This window comes from Edaphobacter dinghuensis (assembly GCF_014640335.1).
Taxonomy (GTDB): domain Bacteria; phylum Acidobacteriota; class Terriglobia; order Terriglobales; family Acidobacteriaceae; genus Edaphobacter; species Edaphobacter dinghuensis.
In genome coordinates, this window is record NZ_BMGT01000002.1 from 1,098,913 (window position 1) to 1,117,202 (window position 18,290).

At 57.9% G+C, this 18,290-nt stretch carries 20 protein-coding genes; 8 read left to right on the top strand and 12 right to left on the bottom strand.

All coding sequences use genetic code 11. From position 1 onward, the window contains the following. Nucleotides 1-138: 138 nt before the first annotated feature. Both IEW09_RS10210 and IEW09_RS10215 read left to right on the top strand, forming a co-directional pair. Nucleotides 139-1,725, top strand: coding sequence for a DHA2 family efflux MFS transporter permease subunit (locus IEW09_RS10210; protein ID WP_188554033.1), 1,587 nt, complete (start codon nucleotides 139-141; stop codon nucleotides 1,723-1,725). 335 nt (nucleotides 1,726-2,060) lie between these two features. Further along, nucleotides 2,061-2,420 (top strand): VOC family protein, encoded by a 360-nt coding sequence (locus tag IEW09_RS10215; RefSeq protein WP_188554034.1) that lies wholly within the window; start codon nucleotides 2,061-2,063, stop codon nucleotides 2,418-2,420. Between the two features lie 322 nt (nucleotides 2,421-2,742). Here the strand turns inward: IEW09_RS10215 and IEW09_RS10220 are convergent, their stop codons facing one another. Genes IEW09_RS10220 through IEW09_RS10245 form a run of 6 tightly spaced genes read right to left on the bottom strand, consistent with a single transcriptional unit; the run spans nucleotide 2,743 to nucleotide 8,499 of the window. Beyond that, entirely contained in the window at nucleotides 2,743-3,765 is a 1,023-nt protein-coding gene (locus IEW09_RS10220; protein ID WP_229739228.1) for a type II secretion system protein, read from the bottom strand. A gap of 16 nt (nucleotides 3,766-3,781) precedes the next feature. After that, a complete protein-coding gene (locus tag IEW09_RS10225) occupies nucleotides 3,782-4,381 on the bottom strand; it encodes a hypothetical protein (protein WP_188554035.1) in 600 nt (199 codons plus the stop codon). Continuing rightward, nucleotides 4,378-5,055, bottom strand: a complete 678-nt coding sequence (locus IEW09_RS10230; protein WP_188554036.1) for a hypothetical protein — start codon at nucleotides 5,053-5,055, stop codon at nucleotides 4,378-4,380. Before IEW09_RS10230 ends, IEW09_RS10225 begins: the two co-directional genes overlap by 4 nt. Then, a complete protein-coding gene (locus tag IEW09_RS10235; RefSeq protein ID WP_188554037.1) occupies nucleotides 5,052-5,708 on the bottom strand; it encodes a PilN domain-containing protein in 657 nt (218 codons plus the stop codon). Before IEW09_RS10235 ends, IEW09_RS10230 begins: the two co-directional genes overlap by 4 nt. Beyond that, complete coding sequence (locus tag IEW09_RS10240; RefSeq protein ID WP_188554038.1) at nucleotides 5,708-6,811, bottom strand: type IV pilus biogenesis protein PilM; 1,104 nt, start codon at nucleotides 6,809-6,811, stop codon at nucleotides 5,708-5,710. Before IEW09_RS10240 ends, IEW09_RS10235 begins: the two co-directional genes overlap by 1 nt. 53 nt (nucleotides 6,812-6,864) lie before the next feature. Further along, a complete protein-coding gene (locus IEW09_RS10245; protein WP_188554039.1) occupies nucleotides 6,865-8,499 on the bottom strand; it encodes a GspE/PulE family protein in 1,635 nt (544 codons plus the stop codon). Between the two features lie 164 nt (nucleotides 8,500-8,663). Between IEW09_RS10245 and IEW09_RS10250 the strand changes: the two genes are divergently transcribed. Further along, nucleotides 8,664-9,227, top strand: a complete 564-nt coding sequence (locus IEW09_RS10250; protein ID WP_188554040.1) for an HdeD family acid-resistance protein — start codon at nucleotides 8,664-8,666, stop codon at nucleotides 9,225-9,227. Here the strand turns inward: IEW09_RS10250 and IEW09_RS10255 are convergent. The 4 genes from IEW09_RS10255 to IEW09_RS10270 all read right to left on the bottom strand — a co-directional run bounded on the left by IEW09_RS10255 (nucleotide 9,224) and on the right by IEW09_RS10270 (nucleotide 14,607). Further along, nucleotides 9,224-9,919 carry a DUF2306 domain-containing protein gene (locus IEW09_RS10255; RefSeq protein WP_188554041.1) on the bottom strand — a complete coding sequence of 232 codons (696 nt, stop codon included), beginning with the start codon at nucleotides 9,917-9,919 and terminating at the stop codon, nucleotides 9,224-9,226. The two genes, IEW09_RS10250 and IEW09_RS10255, sit on opposite strands and share 4 nt — an antisense overlap. Nucleotides 9,920-9,975: 56 nt before the next feature. Continuing rightward, nucleotides 9,976-11,175 carry a type II secretion system F family protein gene (locus tag IEW09_RS10260; RefSeq protein ID WP_188554042.1) on the bottom strand — a complete coding sequence of 400 codons (1,200 nt, stop codon included), beginning with the start codon at nucleotides 11,173-11,175 and terminating at the stop codon, nucleotides 9,976-9,978. An 80-nt stretch (nucleotides 11,176-11,255) separates the two neighbouring features. Continuing rightward, entirely contained in the window at nucleotides 11,256-12,941 is a 1,686-nt protein-coding gene (locus IEW09_RS10265) for an energy transducer TonB (RefSeq protein WP_188554043.1), read from the bottom strand. A 22-nt stretch (nucleotides 12,942-12,963) separates the two neighbouring features. Beyond that, a complete protein-coding gene (locus tag IEW09_RS10270) occupies nucleotides 12,964-14,607 on the bottom strand; it encodes a DHA2 family efflux MFS transporter permease subunit (protein WP_188554044.1) in 1,644 nt (547 codons plus the stop codon). Between the two features lie 79 nt (nucleotides 14,608-14,686). Between IEW09_RS10270 and IEW09_RS10275 the strand changes: the two genes are divergently transcribed. Beyond that, nucleotides 14,687-15,295 carry a TetR/AcrR family transcriptional regulator gene (locus tag IEW09_RS10275; RefSeq protein ID WP_188554045.1) on the top strand — a complete coding sequence of 203 codons (609 nt, stop codon included), beginning with the start codon at nucleotides 14,687-14,689 and terminating at the stop codon, nucleotides 15,293-15,295. Between the two features lie 55 nt (nucleotides 15,296-15,350). Here the strand turns inward: IEW09_RS10275 and IEW09_RS10280 are convergent, their stop codons facing one another. Further along, nucleotides 15,351-15,731, bottom strand: a complete 381-nt coding sequence (locus IEW09_RS10280; RefSeq protein WP_188554046.1) for a HesB/IscA family protein — start codon at nucleotides 15,729-15,731, stop codon at nucleotides 15,351-15,353. Nucleotides 15,732-15,883: 152 nt separating this feature from the next. Between IEW09_RS10280 and IEW09_RS10285 the strand changes: the two genes are divergently transcribed. Then, a complete protein-coding gene (locus IEW09_RS10285; RefSeq protein ID WP_188554047.1) occupies nucleotides 15,884-16,057 on the top strand; it encodes a hypothetical protein in 174 nt (57 codons plus the stop codon). A gap of 188 nt (nucleotides 16,058-16,245) precedes the next feature. Next, nucleotides 16,246-16,518, top strand: coding sequence for a hypothetical protein (locus tag IEW09_RS10290; protein WP_188554048.1), 273 nt, complete (start codon nucleotides 16,246-16,248; stop codon nucleotides 16,516-16,518). Nucleotides 16,519-16,608: 90 nt separating this feature from the next. Here the strand turns inward: IEW09_RS10290 and IEW09_RS10295 are convergent, their stop codons facing one another. Further along, nucleotides 16,609-17,610 carry an aldo/keto reductase gene (locus IEW09_RS10295; RefSeq protein WP_188554049.1) on the bottom strand — a complete coding sequence of 334 codons (1,002 nt, stop codon included), beginning with the start codon at nucleotides 17,608-17,610 and terminating at the stop codon, nucleotides 16,609-16,611. A gap of 80 nt (nucleotides 17,611-17,690) precedes the next feature. On the opposite strand from IEW09_RS10295, the gene IEW09_RS10300 reads away from it, so the two are divergent. Both IEW09_RS10300 and IEW09_RS10305 read left to right on the top strand, forming a co-directional pair. Beyond that, nucleotides 17,691-18,125, top strand: coding sequence for a winged helix-turn-helix transcriptional regulator (locus IEW09_RS10300; protein ID WP_188554050.1), 435 nt, complete (start codon nucleotides 17,691-17,693; stop codon nucleotides 18,123-18,125). Further along, a complete protein-coding gene (locus tag IEW09_RS10305; RefSeq protein WP_188554051.1) occupies nucleotides 18,122-18,265 on the top strand; it encodes a hypothetical protein in 144 nt (47 codons plus the stop codon). The genes IEW09_RS10300 and IEW09_RS10305 overlap by 4 nt, the downstream gene beginning before the upstream one ends. Nucleotides 18,266-18,290 lie beyond the last annotated feature (25 nt).

Sequence of the window (18,290 nt, forward strand, 5' to 3'; positions counted from 1 at the left end):
TCTATCTCCACCACTGCCAAACTTTGCATCAAAATACCCAGTTTGCGCCTCTAACTATCTGTAAGGCCATCGAGAAACACATCATCGAACTGCGCGTGCCAGCTTGCGCCGAACCCCGTCAAGGATATAAATCAGTACATGGCCGCATCGGCGACAGCTCCGGCAGACCAGACGTTTGAAGCCACCCACGGCGTCAATCCCTGGCTCATCGCCGCCGCCGTCATGCTGGCCACCTTCATGGAGGTGCTCGACACCTCTATCGCTGCCGTAGCACTGCCCTACATCGGCGGTTCACTCTCGGCCACAACCGACGAGGCCACCTGGGTCCTCACCAGCTACCTCGTCGCCAACGCCATCGTCCTCCCCGCCAGCAACTGGTTCTCCCTCAAGTTCGGACGCAAGCGCTTCCTCATGTCCTGCGTCGTCATCTTCACCGCCGCCAGCTTCGCCTGCGGAGCAGCTCCCACCCTCGCCTTCATGCTCATCGCCCGTATCATCCAGGGCGCAGGAGGCGGAGCACTCCAGCCGCTCTCGCAGGCCATCCTGCTCGAATCCTTCCCGCCCAAAAAGCGCGGAGCAGCCATGGCCGTCTTCGCCTTCGGAGTCGTCGTCGCTCCCGTCCTCGGCCCCACCCTCGGCGGCTGGCTCACCGACACCTACTCCTGGCGCTACGCCTTCTACATCAACATCCCTATCGGCATCCTCGCGCTGTTCATGATCAGCCGCTTCGTCCACGATCCGTCCTACATCAGCAACAAGAAAGCACCGCTCTTCGACCGCTACGGCTTCGCCGCCCTCGTCATCTGGACCGGCTGCCTCCAGGTCATCCTCGACAAAGGTCAGGAAGTCGACTGGTTCGGCGCCACCTGGGTCCGCTGGGCCGCCCTCGCCCTCGTAGTCTCCTTCGTCTACTTCATCTGGCACTCCTGGGTGCACAAGGACACCCTCGTCGATCTCAAGGTCCTCAAAGACCGAAACTTCGCCATCGGCGCGACGCTCATCTTTCTCTTCGGCATAGCCATCTACTCGACCGTCGTCGTGCTGCCGCTCTTCTATCAGGAATTATTGGGCTACACCGCCTTCACCGCCGGTCTGGTCGTCGCGCCGCGCGGCATCGGAGCCATCTGCGGCATGCCTATCATCGGCTACCTCTCCAACAGGTCCGACCCGCGCTGGCTCCTCACCTTCGGCTTCTTTACCTTCGGCCTGACGACGCTCTACTTCGGCGGCCTCACGCTCGAGATCTCCCCGACGACGCTTCTCCTGCCTATCCTCATCACCGGATTCGGCCTCAGCTTCGTCTTCGTGCCCATCAACACCGCCGCCTACGGCACCCTCAGCAACGAGCAGATCGGCAATGCCAGCGGTCTCTTCAACCTGATGCGCAACGTCGGCGGCTCCATCGGTATCTCGCTCGCCTCGACCCTGCTCACCCGCCGCAGCGACGTCCACCAGAACCTCATCTCCGGCTCCGTCCCCCTCACCGGGCAGAACTTCCAGAACAGCCTCGCTGCCACGACCCACGCGCTCACCGGTTTCTTCGGCAAGTCCAACGCCACTCTCCCGGCCCAGACCATGCTCTACCAGCAGCTCCAGCGTCAGGCGCTCAGCTGGGCCTTCGTCGACGTATTCCGCTGGCTCTCCTTGCTCAGCTTCGGCTGCATCGTCATCGTCTGGCTCTTCAAGAAAGTTAAGCCCGGCCGCGGCCCCGCCGGAGCGCATTAAACCCACACCCCCTTCTCACCGCCACGGTCATTCCCTCCCCCTCTGTCATTCTGAGCGCAGCGAAGAACCCCCCATTTGCCGTTGCACTTGCCGCTGCTGTTGCCGTTGCATTTGCATTTGCACTTGCCTCTAGGTACACCAAGGCTTCAGCCTTGGTCCTCTCATCCCCCAAAAGAAAAGGGGGCTTTAGCCCCTGGGGTATGCCCCTCCCTCACCCAACCGCAAAATATCCATTAAAAATCCCGCCACGCCTCCTCCCATCCTCATCTCAACGAGTAAGCTTGGCCGATCAGCCTCACTCAGGGCCTCCCTAAAAATCCTAAAAGGAGCACTGCATGGCAAACCCTTTCGTACATCTTGAGCTCAACACCCCCAATCTGGCGAAGGCAAAGGCCTTCTACAAAGAGATGTTTCAGTGGGACTTCCAGGACATGGACATGGGCCCCTCCGGCACCTACTCCATCTTCAAGCCCGACTCCGGCCCCGGCGGCGGCATGATGAGCATGCCCCAGGCCCCCACGCACTGGCTCCCCTACATCGGCGTCGAGGACATCAAAGCCGCCACCGAAAAGGCCAAGTCCCTCGGAGCCGCCATGATGATGGAAAACCACGAGGTCCCCGACACGGGCTGGTTCAGCATCTTCACCGACCCCACCGGAGCTCTCGTCGCCATCTGGCAGGAAAAGGCCAAATAAATTACTCCGGCCATAAGTACGTCATCTCGACCGGAGCAACGGACGGCTTTATCGTCCGTTGCGCAGTGGAGAGACCCCTGTATTTCGCTTTTGCCTTACAGGACCCTTGACACCACTTGTTAGAATTAATCCAGAAGAAAGACCAGAGAGCCCGGCCAACAGCCGGGCTTTTTCATTGCCTAAATCCAGACCGAAGTCCAGACCAGGTCCGTACCCAGTTTGGACTTAGGTCCTTTCTTTCGAAGACTTTAGGACTTAAGTACGGGGGGAGGGGGTATACCAGTGCAGCACATAACCAAAAGCCGTCAACACCATGAAGTTCCTACTGAGGAGTATTCGTCGTCGGAGATGGATTCGGGCTCGAACTCGTCCCGCTCCCAAAGCTGCTGTTGCCAAAGCCTCCACTCGTAGACTGGCTGCCTGAGGTCGAACCCGACCCGAAGTTAAGGTCGCCCGTTGTCGACGACTTGGAATCGGCAGCCGATCCCAAATTTGCAGCATCCGTCGATGCCATGCCCCCGCCGAACAGACTCACCCTGGCCTTCAACTGCTCGATCCGCGGATCGTAGAGAAACTCCCACGTCTCGTAGGTCGTCTGCTCGTTCAGAGTCATGATCGAGTTTCCGGACTTCACCAGCCCAACCCCGACAATCGGACCGGCCTGAGCTGCAGCTCCAATCCCCGATCCGATGCCCGACTCGGACCCAATTCCGTTCGGGCCCGATAAGCCTGAAGGTGTTCCGGTGCCATTGCTGGATGAGCTCGACGAACTCGATCCAAAGGAAGAAGTTAGACCACCTGAACCGGATCCCGATGATGAGCCAAAGGACGAAGTCAATCCGCCAGTCGTGGATGACGAACCAAAGGTCGAACTCGTTGAACCTGCTCCGGCAGGCGAGCCTCCCAGGCTCGTGCTCTCGATCCCACCCAGCGGTTTGCCGAAGAAGCCCTTCACCGTGGTCTTGGCCTCGCCCAAATGAATAACGCGCCAGTCATCCTTCCCGGTCATCGGATCGATGTAGCGCTTGCGCAGGAAGCGGATGTTGTTGGTCTTCTCGAGCTGTTCAATCGACGTAGGATAGTTGCCCATCTTGAGGTAGTACACTTCGATGGCCCGCACATAAGCGTTGCCCCGGCGCACCGTCTCTACCTCGCGTTCGCGCCGCAGCTCATGTGCCGCCCGCGGAGCCGCAACGCCCAGCACCAGCAGTATCAGGAAGATCGCGACGATCAGCCCCAATAGAAGATAACCCTGCTCGCCCTCGCGTTCTGGCATGTCCGCATGCACAAATCCACCGTCGCGAATCTCTGGTCGGTGCAATCGGTGTGGAGCGGTGCGAATCATCGTCGTATTCCGTGTATCAATGCACAATCAGCGGCAGCGTCTGCGTATTGTTGTCGGTCAGGTCTTCAATCACAATCGAGTTCGCCGAGATCGTTCCTACTTTATAGCGGCGCTGCACAATATCTCCCGGCGATGCCAGAAAGACATCCTCGCCGTGGAGCAGGAACGCTCGCCGCACTCCCTGCGCCGAGGTAGCCGTTCCAAAGAACTTGAGGTCAATCGGTGGCGGAGGTGGCGGCCCCAGCGGCGCCGCAGGAACGACCGGCCCCTTGGGACGCGCCGGAGCGATTGCCTTGGGGATAACCACCGTCGGAACCGAATTAGCGGAGAAAATATTTCGTCCGCTGCCGGTGTAAACCAGCGCCTCCGTTACCAGCATCGCCTTCATATGCAGTGTCGGGTCGAGATGCGTCGCCGCAGTGCCGACGTTCCTGGCCTCGCCTGCCTTCGGCTGCACTCTCACGGGAACCGGAGCTGCCACCGTTGTCGTCACTGGTCGAGCAACATCCGGTGTAGAAAGCTCACTGTACATATAAACGATCGCGCCCAGCGCAAATACACCGACGATGGCGAGAATTCCGAGTTTTTTCTTGTCCTCCGCTCCCATCTTCATCATCGCGATGCACCCCCAGCGACAGATGAGCTAGCGGCATCGTTTGAAGTCGTGACGACGTTCTTCTCCGCGCCTTCTGTTCCCACCGGAGTACGCAGATACGTCACAAGCTTCAGGCGCAATCCAACCGTACCGTTCTGCTCCCCGGTCAGCGACACGCCGCGAACCAGAAAGAACATCTTGTCGCGCTCCAGCGAGTTGATGAACAACATCAACGGCCTGTAGTCGCCGCTGAGGCTGTAATCCATGCGCAGCTCCGTCAACTCACCGGCACTGCCGGTCATCACCGGCGAGGATGAATACGCTCCCTGGTTGAGCTTGACGCCCTGCTTCTTCGCCAGAACACCGAGCTCGCCCACCACCTCAGAGTCAGCAAACGGCAGCCGTCGTTTGTAAAACTCATTGGCCTCCGTTGTAGCCTGAGCCAGCTTCGCGTCCAGCCCTTCAAGCGGCTTCGTCGCAATCTCCGCCGTCTTCATCGCGATCGTTTGCTGCTCGATCGCCGTGGCATCCTGACCGGTTGCCGCCTTCCAGGCAAAACCGATATGAATCAGCAGATAAAGATTCACCAGCACCAATACCGCAACGCCCGCGTAATAGATATTCAGTTGCGTCAACAATGCGCGTGTCCGCTCTGACAGGTTCGGTGGCAGCATCTTACGGGTCGTGACCGTCATCGTCTGCCTCCTGCACCATCTGCGTTAACTGGCGTTGTCTTAGTCGTGACGACAGTCGCAGGCAAGGGATTGTAACCACTCAGGATGTCGAACTCCACGACTCCCGGCGTCTGCATCTGCATCGGATTTCGGTTGCCCTGTTGCAGTTTCTGTGCGGCCTCGTTGACCAGGCGCGGAGCGACAAAACGCTGCGACGTCTCCAGATTTCTCACCAACTGCACCGCTCGCTCGCGGTCGCCGCTCACCCGTAACCGAATACTGACCTCACCCTCCTTGCTGATGATCGGTTCGATGCTGGTAACCTGAACACCCTCCGGCAGTACCTTTTCGAGGTCCATCATCACTGCGGTCCAGCTAAAGCTCTTCTGCGCGAACAGGTCGTTGAGAAACTGAGAACGCTCCAGCACCGCCATGTTCTGCGGCTGACGCATCCTTGCCTCGTTCACCTGCCGCTCTCGCTGAAACTGATCCGTCTTCGCCTTCAAAGCGTTCATCTTCGCCTGCGCGATGCTGGCGCGGCCGTTGAGCGCGTGCAACCAGAACCCAAGCCCCACCGCCAGCACTGCGAGCGCCACCATCGCCAGCCGCAGCCGCGCAAAGAGCGGACGCAACTCGACGAAAGGACGTGTTGCCAGATTGACTGAGATCCGCATCAGCTCTTCAACGCTCCTCGAACGCCGGCCAGCCAGCTGCGAGGCACACTTGCCGATACCGCTCCCGCCTCCATCATCGTAGCGGCAACCATCTCGTGCACCTGTAAGCCATCCAACCCGTTCGCCTTCATCATCGCAGCCACCCCGTGCGCATCGATCGTTCCCGCTACCAGCAGCTTCTCCGGAGACGCCTGCAGCGTATCTTCAAAATATGCAGCGGCGACGCTGATCGCCTGGGTGATCTCGCTGGCCGTTGCCTGCGCAATCGCCGTCGCGACCCAATCGCGCATCTCGGCCCTCTCGATCACAGCGGTCTGCATAGCGGCCTCTGCGTCGAAACGGTCGTATTCAACCAGGTCAACACCTTGCCGCGCCTGCCACGCACCCTGTGCTCCCTCAAGCGACGTCCCAACCGCCGCAGCGGCCTCAGCATTCGCACTCAAATCCAACGCCCGGTGCAAGAGCAGAATTCCCCCTTTGACGATCGCGGTTGTCACCTCATTTGGCTCGGCATTCACAACCAAAGCGGGAGCGTCGGTTGCATCGAGCCCCGACAGTGCAGCCAGCGTGCTGGGCAACACCGCTCCGGGCTGGTAGCCCGCCGCCGTCACCACGCTCTCATACTCATCCAATACGTCCCTGGGCATCGCCACAGCCAGAACGCGCACGCCGCCACGCTCCGTCGAAAGCACCTGATAGCTCACCGCGGCCGTATCCGCGTCGAACGGCAACAGCTTCTTCAGCCGAAACCGCACCACCGGCAACGCCTCCGCAGCCTTCGAGGGCAACTGGTCGAAGTCCAACAGCAGCACGCGCACCGCGCCGTCCGGAACCACGAGGGTCACATCTCGGCCGACGCTGCGCTCCGAGCCTCTACCAGCGACCTCGTCCAGTGCCTTGCGAACTGCTGCCGTTACGCTCTCGCGATCAGCAACATTCCCCGCCTTCAGGCCGGGAACCACGGCTCCTGCTGCCAGATTTGCCCGCGACACCGCAGTCAGCAGCGCAGCCGCGTCCTCGGCGCGGGCAGCGACGACGCCCTCAGCCTTTACCTCAACAGCCAGCCGCGGCCGCGTGCCTAAACTTGTCGGTAAAAATTCCATGCCGTCTTAGCTTACCTTCTCAAACCAGCAACCATCGAACCAGTCTCTGAACTCTATCTTCCTGCCTCGATAAACGTAACCTTGTTGATCTCGCGCAGCGTCGTGATTCCAGCGCGAACCCGCTCCAACGCAGAATCGCGCAGAAACGCCATTCCCTTCTCTCTTGCCTTCTTGCGGATCTCGCTGCCGGGCTTCTTCGCCAGCAGCATCTCGCGAATTTCATCATCGAGCTCCAACAGCTCGTGAATCGCCGATCGGCCACGATACCCTGTGCCGCCGCACTCGATGCATCCCGCGCCCTCGCGGAAGTTGAAGCCGCGCCACTCCTCCGGCTCCAGCCCGCTTGCGATCAAATCGGCATCGCTGTACTGTACATCGCGTACGCAGAAGTCGCAGACCTGACGCACTAGCCGCTGCGCCAGAATGCAGTTCAGCGCCGAGACGAAGTTGTATGGCTCGACGCCCATGTTCAAAAAGCGACCAAGCACATCCACGACATTGTTCGCGTGGACAGTAGTAAATACAAGGTGCCCGGTCAGCGCCGAGTTGATCGCAATCTGCGCCGTCTCCGCGTCGCGGATTTCGCCGACCAGAATCTTGTCCGGGTCGTGGCGCAGGATCGACCGCAAGCCTCGAGCGAAGGTCAGCCCCTTCTTCTCGTTCACCGGAATCTGCGTGATGCCGCGAATCTGATACTCGACCGGGTCTTCGATGGTGATGATCTTGTCTTCCTCAGACTTGATCTCGTTCAGCGCGGCGTAGAGCGTCGTCGTCTTACCCGAGCCGGTCGGCCCGGTGACCAGCACCATGCCGTACGGCTCCTTGATGTAGCGCCGAAACCGCTCTAGATCTCTCTCCGCAAATCCCACCACATCGAGCGAGAGCTTCTTGAACTTTTCGCTCATCGACTCTTTATCGAGCACACGAAGCACAGCGTTTTCGCCATGCACCGTCGGCATGATCGAGACACGAAAGTCGATCAGCCTGCCCTTGTAGCGCACACGGAAACGGCCGTCCTGCGGCACGCGGCGCTCGGCGATGTCCAACTCGCTCATGACCTTGATACGCGAAAGGATCGTCTGGTGGTGCTCGCGTGCAATCGGAGCCATGGCCTGCTGCAACACGCCGTCGATGCGGTACTTCACCAGCAGCGAATCGTCGAAGGTTTCCAGGTGAATATCCGAGGCGCGGCGCTCCAGCGCGGTAAAGATCGTCGTATCCACCAGCCGGATGATCGGCGAGATATCGTCCTCGCTGGTCAGCCGCTCAATGGAGATATTTTCGTCAGCATTGTCTTCGCTCGAAAGCACATCGAAGGCAAGGCCTTCGCTTGCCTCGTCGAGCACGCGCTGCGACTGCTCCGTCTTCTTCAGCAGATCGGTAATCTGCGAGAGCGTTGCCACCCGCGTAATCAGCCGCGTGCCCAGCAGCCCCGATATCTCGTCCAGCACCATCAGCTTCGACGGATCGCTGACTGCGATCGCCAGCCGTCCCTCCCTCTGCTCGAGCGGAACGAAGTTGTAGCGGAACATCATGTCCACCGGGACGGTCTTAAACAGCTCATGCTGGATCTTGAAGTTCTTCAGGTCGACAAACTCCGCATGGTAACGCCGCGCCAATCCCTGCGCGCGCTCGGTCTCGTCCATGCCCAATTCATTGATTGGGATCGCCAAAGGTGCATTTGCCATAGCTGTAAGACTCCCTTCCACCCCATCCGTCACTGCCGGACGGCTCGAAGACCCGGAAATTTCGACCGTAACTCTATTATCTAGGATTATCTGGAAAGGGTGACCTCCCGTGGTATTCTCGTCCCTGATATGTGACAGCACTTTGCAGTTTCTGGAGACGATCCATGAACGATGCAACCACTGCCTGTTCCTCGATTCCCCCCAAAGCCCTTAATTGGTCCATCGCGCTCAGCATCTTCCTGATTCTGGCGGGACTTGTCGCTATCCTGCTGCCGCCCATCATGGGCCTGGGCGTCACCCTTTACATCGGCTGGCTGCTAATCGTCAGCGGCATCGCGCACTTCATCTTTGCCTGGAAATCGCACTCCGCCGGGGCTGTGCTGTGGGAGATACTCGTCGGCCTGGTCTATCTCTTTGCAGGAGGCTACCTTATCCTGCATCCCTTTGCCGGTCTGCTTTCGCTGACGCTGCTGCTGGCTATCTATCTGCTGATTGAAGGAGTCTTCGAGATCGTCCTCGGCTTCCGGCTCACCCGCAATGGACGGTTCTGGATGATCCTCGAAGGCGTCGTGACCATCGTCCTCGCCATCATGATCTGGAGGACGTGGCCGTTCAGCACCATATGGGCCATCGGTACGCTGGTCGGCATCAGCATGATCTTCAGCGGCTTCTCGCGCCTTATGTTCGCGCTCGCCTGCCGCCGCAGCCAAGCCGCCGTCCTCAATTAAGCTTCCGGCCCGGATGCCATTTTGGCACTCTGAAGCTGGTAGTTTTTGGAGTGCAGCCAGAGTTCAACAGCAATCGTATTGATCGAGAAGCCAACCCAGAACGCGATGCCGAAGAACTGTCTCGGCTCAAGATGCGTCAGGCGACTGGTAGCGAAGAATACCCCCATCACAGGGCGGGTGGTAGCAATACCAAGCAAGATTCCGATGGAACGTATCAACCAGCGTCTCTCTTCAGAAAATGCGCCTCGACGCAGATGCCAATAGGCACGTCCTAACGAGAATAAAAACAGGCTGTTGAAAAAGAGGACGGCGGAGCGTTCTATCCAACCTCCGATTGCATAGGCGCTCATTCCATAGGCAGTGATGCCTACGACCAATCCCAGGATAAAGAGCGCCTGTTCGAGCCATGCCGCTTTTGACCAGCGCAGAAGAACAATCGGGACCAGTACAACAAATGCCAGCGCCGGAAGAATATGGGCCAACGTCAGCCCTGCATGAGAAGCGAAGACCGCGTTCGTCTGAACCAGCTGCGGAGGCCCGGACTGCTGAGGAGAGGCAAGCTCAACGACCCTTCGCAACACCACGGCAATCGCAATGACGATACAAACCCAGAAGCCTATCCTCAGCCAGAGAGGATAACCGGCCTTCTCAACGCCATCTGTTGCTGCAGATCGTGGGGATACAGTGCTCATCACGGCCTTCTTTCCTGCGAGGAAGTCGACAGTGGAATGATAAGACCTGCACGCCCTTAGTGGCTCATTCCACCCGCGCTCAGGCTGAAGATCGGCAGATAGAGCGCAATCAGAATACCGGTCACGACGATGCCCATCACGATCAAAATCGCCGGCTCAATCAGGCTCATCGCCGCCGTCAGGTTGGCCTGAACGTCTTCCTCGAAGAACTCGGCCACCGAGTTGAGCATCTGCGGCAGCGCGCCTGTCGACTCGCCGACCTCGATCATCTCAATCGCCAGCTCCGGGAAAACTTTGGTCGACTGCAAGCTGGCCGACAGCCCCTTGCCCTCGCGCACCGTCTCCACTGACCGGTAGACCGCATTCGCAATCTGCCGCGAATCGATCGAGCGTGCCGCCGTCTCCAGACTCGGCACCAGCGGCAGGCCGCCGGTCAGCAGGGTTGAAAGCGTTCGGCTGAACAGGCCTACCTGATACTTCAACCAGACATTGCCGAAGATAGGCAGGCTGATGCGGATTCGGTCCACAGTCGTCGCACCAGAGTCGGTCTTGATCCACCGCGACACACCGAAGACCACCACGGCTACAACAATAGCCGCATAGATTCCATAGTGTTGCGCGTACTGGCCCATCTGCAGCATCGCCAGCGTCAGCCAAGGCAACCGAGTCCCCAACTGGTCGTAAAGCTGCGCGAACCGCGGCACGACGAAGGTAATCAGAAAGATCAGCAGCCCCACCACCATCACCACCAGCAACGCAGGATAGATAAGGCTGGCCTTCAGCTTCTTGCGGAAGGTCAGCGAGACGCGCTGGAAGTCCAGATACCGCTGCAACACCTCTTCGAGATTTCCTGACCGCTCACCGGCAAGCAGCGTCGTCGTATAAACGATGGGAAAGCCGCCCTGCGCCTCGAACGCCTGCGAGATCGACTCGCCGGTCTTCACCCTGGCGGCAACATCCTCGAGCTGCGCCCTGAAATGCGCATCTTTCTGCCGACGCGCCAGCAGCTCCATCGACCCCAGAATCGGCAACCCGGCCCGAATCAGCGTCAAAAACTGCTGATTGAAGATAAGAAACGTCTCCAGATTGACCTTTTTTTTGCTCGATCCCCCCAGCGCGCTCCGCGCCTTCACCGAGTAGACGTAATATCCCGCCTGCGTAAACCGCGCCCGCAACTCCTCCGCCGTCGCCGCCGCATGGGTCTGCTCCTGCACCCTGCCCCGTTCATCCGCCAGCTTAATTACAAACTCAGTCATCGAACCTTCACGCCCATAAACTCAAACTCCGTTCATCTTAGACGTTTATGGCTTCATCTTCCGCACACCTTCCGGATCGGTTACCTAACTTCATCCGTAAAAGCTCGCGTATATAGGTGCCCTTTTACAATGAACTTATCGGTTGGCAGAGAATTTCCCAGCTGAAGACTGTCCACATGCAGTCGTATGGTAAGTGTATTTTTCACACGTATATCAATCAGTTGTGCGACTTGTGAACCATCGAAGCTTGCGAAGTCACTTCGGTTTATTTGGGCTCCTGACGTAATTGCCTGTATCAACTTTCCATCTTCATCAAACCAGAATGCTCTGGAATTTCCTTCTTCCATCCTGCCCGCCGCATCCTCTGGGCCAACTGCTATCCGTATAGTTTTTATGCCATTAACCTCTTGCTTCTTGATTTTCCAGTCAGACTCAACAAAAGTATCTATCGCAGGAATCGGCTCCATCACATGAAGCAGTAAACTAAGAACCGACGCATCCGGCCCACTCTCCAGGCCATATCGATCCTCTCCATCTTCTGTACGGACAAGATAACTTTCTCCAAGCCGAGCCTCGCGTCTCCAATGGGTCGCGTTTGCCCACGTGTCCTGATATTGTCCGGTCATAACCGCACCAGAACTTTCCCGCGCTACGAATTCGGCGTGCAAGGTATAGGGGGCATCTCCTTTAGCTGACGGAAATCCAACTGCTCGCCCCCGCTCAAAGTAGGTGCGCGCACTTTCAAAACTCTCCGTTCCCGCTGGCCGCAGGGTCTTGAAGGAAAGAGTCAAAGTGCTTATTGCCTGTACCGGTAAACCATCCACCAAATATGGCTTGAATTTCAGTTGAGAGATCCATTGCTGAGCCACTGCATTTAATGCAGGATTATCACTTACCATCGTTCCGACATCCCTAACTCTGCCTTCCCGGTCAACGACGATTGTCGTCACCATCGCTCCAGTGAGAGGTCCATTCTCTACTTGCGGCCACTGTATTGGTTCATTCGCCAGTAGATTTTTGCGAAGCGATTGTTCATCCACCACTTGAGTACGAATTGGTTCAGCACTATTTCCCAATGCGCTACCGCTGAAGAAGTCCTCCGGTTCTGTCGGTAAGTCCTCCAATACGGTAATTTTTGCTGTCACCTCTGGCGATCCAACACTCACCACTCGAGCAATTTTGCGCCCATGAAAATCCTGATAATCATGGAAGAGCCCGCCCCAACCCACTTCGTCGCCATAAAACACAAGCCCATCGCTATCGTTTAGAGCAATCCCTGCTCCAATTCCTTTTGATACGACTCCATCAGTACCCATATTCATCCACTGAGCATGAGTTTGGCCCGCAATTTTATGTATGTCCGCAGTCTCCACTTCCAATAACACGTGGTCAATTGGAGGGACCGGCTTCACTAGTGCAACTGCAGTCTCTCGCAGCCATTCCGGAAAGTAATCTCCGTCGTTTTTCTGCCAGTCCTGCGTTCCATTCACAATCTCTATTTGATGAAAGTCCGGCGATTGTACTTCGCGACGCCATTGCGTTGGCGATTTCCACCATATTTCAATCTCACCCGTTCTGCCTGATTCTTTATCGCGCTCGAAACTAGGCGCCAATATTGCTTTCAAGTGAAAAGGCTTCGTTCCTGATTGGTCTAAAGTACTTTGCTTTACAGCATCTTGCACTCTCGCGGACAAATCCTCGGCATGGCACAGCCCATTCCACGCAAACGCTATTATCGTCAACGCAAATACTTGCCTCAGTCTCATAACCAACGAGTATATTGCGGAACTAGTGTGCTTCCAGCTCGATATGCTTCTGCACGGGCGGGCGCTTCAGGAAGAAGACCAGCGGCACCATGCACAGCATCAGAATGCACAACATCTTGAACTGGTCCATATAGGCAAGCAGCGAGGCCTGACGCTGCATCCCCGCGTAAAGCTGGGCCAGGGCGAAGTAGTGATTGTCCGCAGCGTTGCCGGGACCGGCGGCCATCTGCCCCACCGCCTGCTGCACTGCTGCGCTGGAAGCGGTAATGTGCTGGCCCAGCACTTGCTGAAACACCTGCGTCCGGCGCTGCAGCATCGTGCTGACCAGCGCGATGCCGAGGCTGCCGCCTTCGTTCCGCACCAGCGCATACAGCCCTGCCGCCTGCGAGCTCTCCGTCTTTGGAATAAACCGGAAGACCATCGTGCTGACCGGAACCGTAATCAGGCCAAGCCCCATCACCTGCACGATGCGCGGAAGGATCATATTCCACTCGGTGATATCGAGGTTGAGCGTGCCCATCCACCACAACGAAGAGGCGATCAGCATCATTCCTGCAAAGACCATCTTGCGCGGATCGTAGCCCCTGGTGAGCATGAATCCGACAAACGGCACCTCGATCATGGTGAAGATTCCCGCCGGAGAAAGAACAATGCCCGCAGAGGTCGCCGTATATCCCATCAACTGCTGCAAATACACGGGAATCAGATAAGTTGTCGCGTACAAAATCGCATAGAGCCCAAGGATGATCAGGCAGCAGAAGAGAAAGTTCCGCTCCTTCAGCAGCCGCAGATTGACGATCGGATTCTTGCGCTTAAGCTCCCACACCACGGCGCTGACCAACGCTATCAGGGAGACGCTGGCGAAAAAGACGATGAAGGGCGAGCCGAACCAGTCAAGCTCCTGCCCCTTGTCCAACACGATCTCAAGCGTAGCCAGCCCAATCGAGATGAAACCCAGCCCGCCCCAGTCGACCGACAGCTTCCGCGCCTTCGCCTTCAGCTCCTTCATATGCGGAGGATCTTCAAGCACAATGCGCGTAAGAATGACACAGACGATGCCCACCGGAATATTGATGTAGAATATCCAGCGCCACGAATAGTTATCCGTGATCCAACCGCCGAGCGTCGGTCCCAGCACCGGCGCGATCAGGATCGCAACGGTATAAAGCGCCATCGCCATGCCGCGCTTCTGCACCGAGAAAGTATCTGCCAGAATCGCCTGCACCGAAGGCTGCAAGCCGCCGCCTGCAAGACCCTGCGCTACACGAAACAGGATCAGCACGCCCAACGTAGGTGCCATGCCACAGAGCCCGGAAAAAACAGTGAAGAAGAAGACCGAGGTGAGATAAAAATTCTTGCGGCCAAAGACAGAAGAGATCCATCCGCTGATGGGCAGAACAATCGCATTGGCAACCAGATAACTGGTCAACACCCATGCGCCCTCGTCCTGCGAAGCCGACAGGCTGCCAGAGATATGCGGCAGTGCGACGTTGGCGATCGAGGTGTCCAGCACCTCCATAAATGTGCCGATGGTGACCACCAGCGCGATGATCCATGGATTGAAGACTTTAGGCTCGGGAAGGCGCTCATTATCGAACGGCGCCGCTATCTCCGCCAGTGCTTCTTCGGGTTGTACTAGCTCTTCTTCTTCCAGGACGGCTGGCATAATGACCCTACAGTCATTTTAGATGACCGATGAGTCATTACGATGCACGTTTATGCTTGTGAAGAACTTCCGAGAGCCCATGCCCCGAGCCGTAGTAGACCGAAAGCAAAAGATCGTCGCCGAGTTCCGCCGTTCCGAGATCCTCGCTGCGGCGACCAAGGTCTTTGGCAATAAGGGCTTCGAGGCCACGCGCATGGAAGACATCGCCAAGGCCGCCCGGCTGGCCAAGGGAACGCTCTATCTCTACTTCAACTCCAAGGACGCCATCTATCAGGCGACCGTGCGCCAGGCGCTCACCGAACTGGCCGCATTGACCGAGGAGCAGGTGCAGAAAGAGTCGACCATCGCAGGAAAAATCGCGGCATTCATCCGCGTCCGTGTCGCCTTCTGGAACGAGCAGCAATCGCTCTATGGTGTCATCCTCAGCCTCAGCCGCGAAGTCCAATACCGGAAACGCAGCATCGCATGGCAAAGGGAGACCGTGCTCTACCTTCAGTCGATCTTCACTGAAGGCGCAAAATCTGGAGAGATACCCGAGCAGGACTTTCTCGGTGCAGCCTGGACCATCATGGACGCCATCCGCGGCACCAGCGAGCGCAGAATCTACACCGAAGGCCGCTCGACCGAAGACGATACGAAGTTTCTGACCGAATTTCTACTGCGCGCCCTACAGATCAAGATGTCTTAGGGCAGCAAAAAGCCCCAGCCGAAGCCGGGGCCATGCGTCCACCAACAAACTCAAACTAAACGCTGAAGGAAGAACCACATCCGCAGGTGCTCTTCACCGCGGCGTTCTCGAACTTGAATCCAGCAGCCTCGAGCGTCTCAACATAATCAACCTGGCAATTGCTCAGGTACGCGGCCGAAGTCGCATCGACAAACACCTTTAGATCGTCGAACTTATAAACCTTATCCATCATGCCGCTCTGGTTCTCGAACGACATCGAATATTGGAAGCCCGAACATCCTCCGCCAACTACACCGATCCGCAGCCCGGCAGGGACGGGATCCTGTGTCGACATAATCTCCTTTACCTTCGCAATTGCGGCAGGAGTCAGATTTACGGGCGCAGTCGAAGTAGGCGCTCCAGTAACGACTTCAGGGGTAACGGTTGCAGTGGACATCGGGCAAATCTCCTTGATTACTAGTCTACTCCACAGTCGCGCCCGCTACCAGAGCGGAGGCACTTCACAATCAGATGCGCCTCTGGCTCGACGGATGCACAAAATCTTCCCGAAAAGCCGCTTCCGCAGGCGTGGGCTATCATCTCATTACCATGCGACCGCTACTCTTTCTGTCGAATGCGTTTATCAACACCTTCGGCATCACGCAGCCTTCGCCCAAGGATGAGCGCCGCATCGCCTGGTTTATCGCCGCCATGCTGGTCTTTGTAATTGCTGCAGTAGCAACGGTCGCCGCCATCGTTCTTCACGTGGCCTTTCACCGCTAAATTCCGGACTCTTCATCGGTTGGATTCTTGACCTAATTTCCACTGCGAAAAATCTTGCACCCTTCACCTGATTCAGGCGTATGATTCCCTCGGATGCCCTAGTGGTGCCCTCCGAGCCCGCAACCGGACCCGCCCGGTATCGCCGAGCTTCCCATAACCGGACCCTTCTCAGGGCGGAGGAAATAGCTATGAGCCACCTACCTGTTTTGCTCATCGTCTGGGCTGTATTGGCAGCCTGTTTCCTGGCGCTGCTCGCCTATCGCGGCCAGCTAACCCGTTACGAGGAGGACCAGCTCTTCCTCGGAGACACTCACTCCAACGAGCAGGACGAACAGACTGAGATCATCCGCAAGGTCAACAAGATCAGGCCCATGGTCAATCTCTTCGGCTACGCCGCTGCCCTCATGACGATCGGCATCGTCGGTCTCTTCACCTACGACGCCTGGCAGCATCTGCGGTAGTCTCCTGCAACCACTTCACTGGCCGGCCCTGTCCAAACGACAGGGCCGGTTCAGTGTCCTTAAGTCCTTCCTTTGATCTGCCAACACTGTCTACTTTTCGCTGTCCAGCATCGCCATCTGGTGCGGGTCATAACGGCTTCCTGCGATCTCAGCAGCAGGCACCGCTGCTTCGAGCCGTGCAACCTCCTCGGCCGAGAGCCGCACATCCAGAGCACCCAGCGCCTCTTTCACCTGCGCTACCTTGCGTGATCCGATCACCGGAACGATGTCATCGCCCTTGGCCAACACCCACGCAATCGCCATCTGCACAGCGGTCACGCCGCGCGACGCAGCCAGCTCTTTGAGTGACGCAGCCAATACCTGATTCTTGGCCAGATTTTCCCCGCTGAATCGAGGTAGCCGCGCACGGAAATCGCCCTTCGCCTGCGGCACCGATCCGCTCAGCAGACCACGCGAGAGCACACCATACGCCGTGACACCGATTCCCAGCTCGCGCAACCCCGGCAAAATCTTTTCTTCGATGCCGCGGCTGGCGAGGCCATACTCGATCTGCACATCGCACACCGGAGCCACCGTCTGCGCTCGCTGCGCTGTCTCCAGCCCAATCTCGCTCAGGCCGATGTAGCGCACATACCCCGCTACCACCATCTCGGCAATCGCGCCGACTGTCTCCTCAATCGGAACATTTCCATCCAGCCGCGCCGGGCGGTAAATATCGATATGGTCCACTCCCAGCCGCGTCAGGCTATGCGACAGGAAGTTCTTCACCGCTGCGGGGCGTCCATCGAAGCCCAGCCATGATCCATCCGGCCCACGCAGCGCACCGAACTTCACGCTCACCTTCACCTTTTCGCGTGCCGACGGACTCATCTCACGCAACGCCCGACCTACCAGCATCTCGTTGTGGCCCATTCCATAGAAGTCGCCTGTATCGAGCAGCGTCACTCCGCCGTCAACTGCCGCGTGAATGGCACGAATGCTCTCCGCCTCGTCGCTCTCGCCATACATTCCCGACATTCCCATGCATCCCAGCGCCAGCGGGAACACCTTTGGCCCGGCGTTGCCCAGCCTGCGAAAACTCTTGTTGCTCATCGATATGTCCTCCATATCGTCATCCTATGCAGGACACTCTCTTTTGGGAAGTAGGAACCTTTATGTTCTATACTTACCGCATGGGAACCATAGAAAAACCCACACATTCATCGACCGCATCGGACACAGCGCAACAGGCCCTCGTCCACGAGATGCTCGAGCGCATCGCGGACAAGTGGACGCTGCTCGTCATCGAAGAGCTGGCCCAGGCAGCGGCAGAGCTTCGCTTCACCCAGCTCTCCCAGCGCATCCCCGGCGTCAGCCAGAAGATGCTCACTAAAACGCTGCGCCAACTCGAGCGCGACGGACTCGTCACCCGCCGCGTCCATCCCGTCATTCCGCCGCACGTCGACTACACGCTGACCCCGCGCGGCGAAAGCCTCGGCGAGGCCGTCTGCGGCATCTGGCTCTGGGCCGAGAAGCACGGCAAGCAGGTCCTCCGCTCCCGCCATGCCTATGACAACCGCACCCGTATGCAGCCGCCCGCGTCGTCGCGAGCATCCTATACCTCATGAGTACGCCGCATCCCGATCCCGCCGAGCATGAAGTCGAGGACCCTATCCCCGATCCCGAGCCTGCCAGCCCGTCTCTCGACGAGCCTGATCCAGGAGTCTTCCATCATGACCCTGCAAAGCCCTCTCCTCCACAAACCTAGAGCACATTTATTCTTCTGTAATCAG

Bases quoted from the DNA above. Each gene is read 5' to 3' on its own strand.
- IEW09_RS10260 (WP_188554042.1), bottom strand. From the start codon at position 11,175: ATGACTGAGTTTGTAATTAAGCTGGCGGATGAACGGGGCAGGGTGCAG.
- IEW09_RS10285 (WP_188554047.1), top strand. From the start codon at position 15,884: ATGCGACCGCTACTCTTTCTGTCGAATGCGTTTATCAACACCTTCGGC.
- IEW09_RS10305 (WP_188554051.1), top strand. From the start codon at position 18,122: ATGAGTACGCCGCATCCCGATCCCGCCGAGCATGAAGTCGAGGACCCT.
- IEW09_RS10240 (WP_188554038.1), bottom strand. From the start codon at position 6,811: ATGGAATTTTTACCGACAAGTTTAGGCACGCGGCCGCGGCTGGCTGTT.
- IEW09_RS10265 (WP_188554043.1), bottom strand. From the start codon at position 12,941: ATGAGACTGAGGCAAGTATTTGCGTTGACGATAATAGCGTTTGCGTGG.
- IEW09_RS10295 (WP_188554049.1), bottom strand. From the start codon at position 17,610: ATGAGCAACAAGAGTTTTCGCAGGCTGGGCAACGCCGGGCCAAAGGTG.
- IEW09_RS10300 (WP_188554050.1), top strand. From the start codon at position 17,691: ATGGGAACCATAGAAAAACCCACACATTCATCGACCGCATCGGACACA.
- IEW09_RS10215 (WP_188554034.1), top strand. From the start codon at position 2,061: ATGGCAAACCCTTTCGTACATCTTGAGCTCAACACCCCCAATCTGGCG.
- IEW09_RS10255 (WP_188554041.1), bottom strand. From the start codon at position 9,919: ATGAGCACTGTATCCCCACGATCTGCAGCAACAGATGGCGTTGAGAAG.
- IEW09_RS10275 (WP_188554045.1), top strand. From the start codon at position 14,687: ATGCCCCGAGCCGTAGTAGACCGAAAGCAAAAGATCGTCGCCGAGTTC.
- IEW09_RS10245 (WP_188554039.1), bottom strand. From the start codon at position 8,499: ATGGCAAATGCACCTTTGGCGATCCCAATCAATGAATTGGGCATGGAC.
- IEW09_RS10210 (WP_188554033.1), top strand. From the start codon at position 139: ATGGCCGCATCGGCGACAGCTCCGGCAGACCAGACGTTTGAAGCCACC.
- IEW09_RS10280 (WP_188554046.1), bottom strand. From the start codon at position 15,731: ATGTCCACTGCAACCGTTACCCCTGAAGTCGTTACTGGAGCGCCTACT.
- IEW09_RS10290 (WP_188554048.1), top strand. From the start codon at position 16,246: ATGAGCCACCTACCTGTTTTGCTCATCGTCTGGGCTGTATTGGCAGCC.
- IEW09_RS10225 (WP_188554035.1), bottom strand. From the start codon at position 4,381: ATGATGAAGATGGGAGCGGAGGACAAGAAAAAACTCGGAATTCTCGCC.
- IEW09_RS10270 (WP_188554044.1), bottom strand. From the start codon at position 14,607: ATGCCAGCCGTCCTGGAAGAAGAAGAGCTAGTACAACCCGAAGAAGCA.
- IEW09_RS10235 (WP_188554037.1), bottom strand. From the start codon at position 5,708: ATGCGGATCTCAGTCAATCTGGCAACACGTCCTTTCGTCGAGTTGCGT.
- IEW09_RS10250 (WP_188554040.1), top strand. From the start codon at position 8,664: ATGAACGATGCAACCACTGCCTGTTCCTCGATTCCCCCCAAAGCCCTT.
- IEW09_RS10220 (WP_229739228.1), bottom strand. From the start codon at position 3,765: ATGATTCGCACCGCTCCACACCGATTGCACCGACCAGAGATTCGCGAC.
- IEW09_RS10230 (WP_188554036.1), bottom strand. From the start codon at position 5,055: ATGACGGTCACGACCCGTAAGATGCTGCCACCGAACCTGTCAGAGCGG.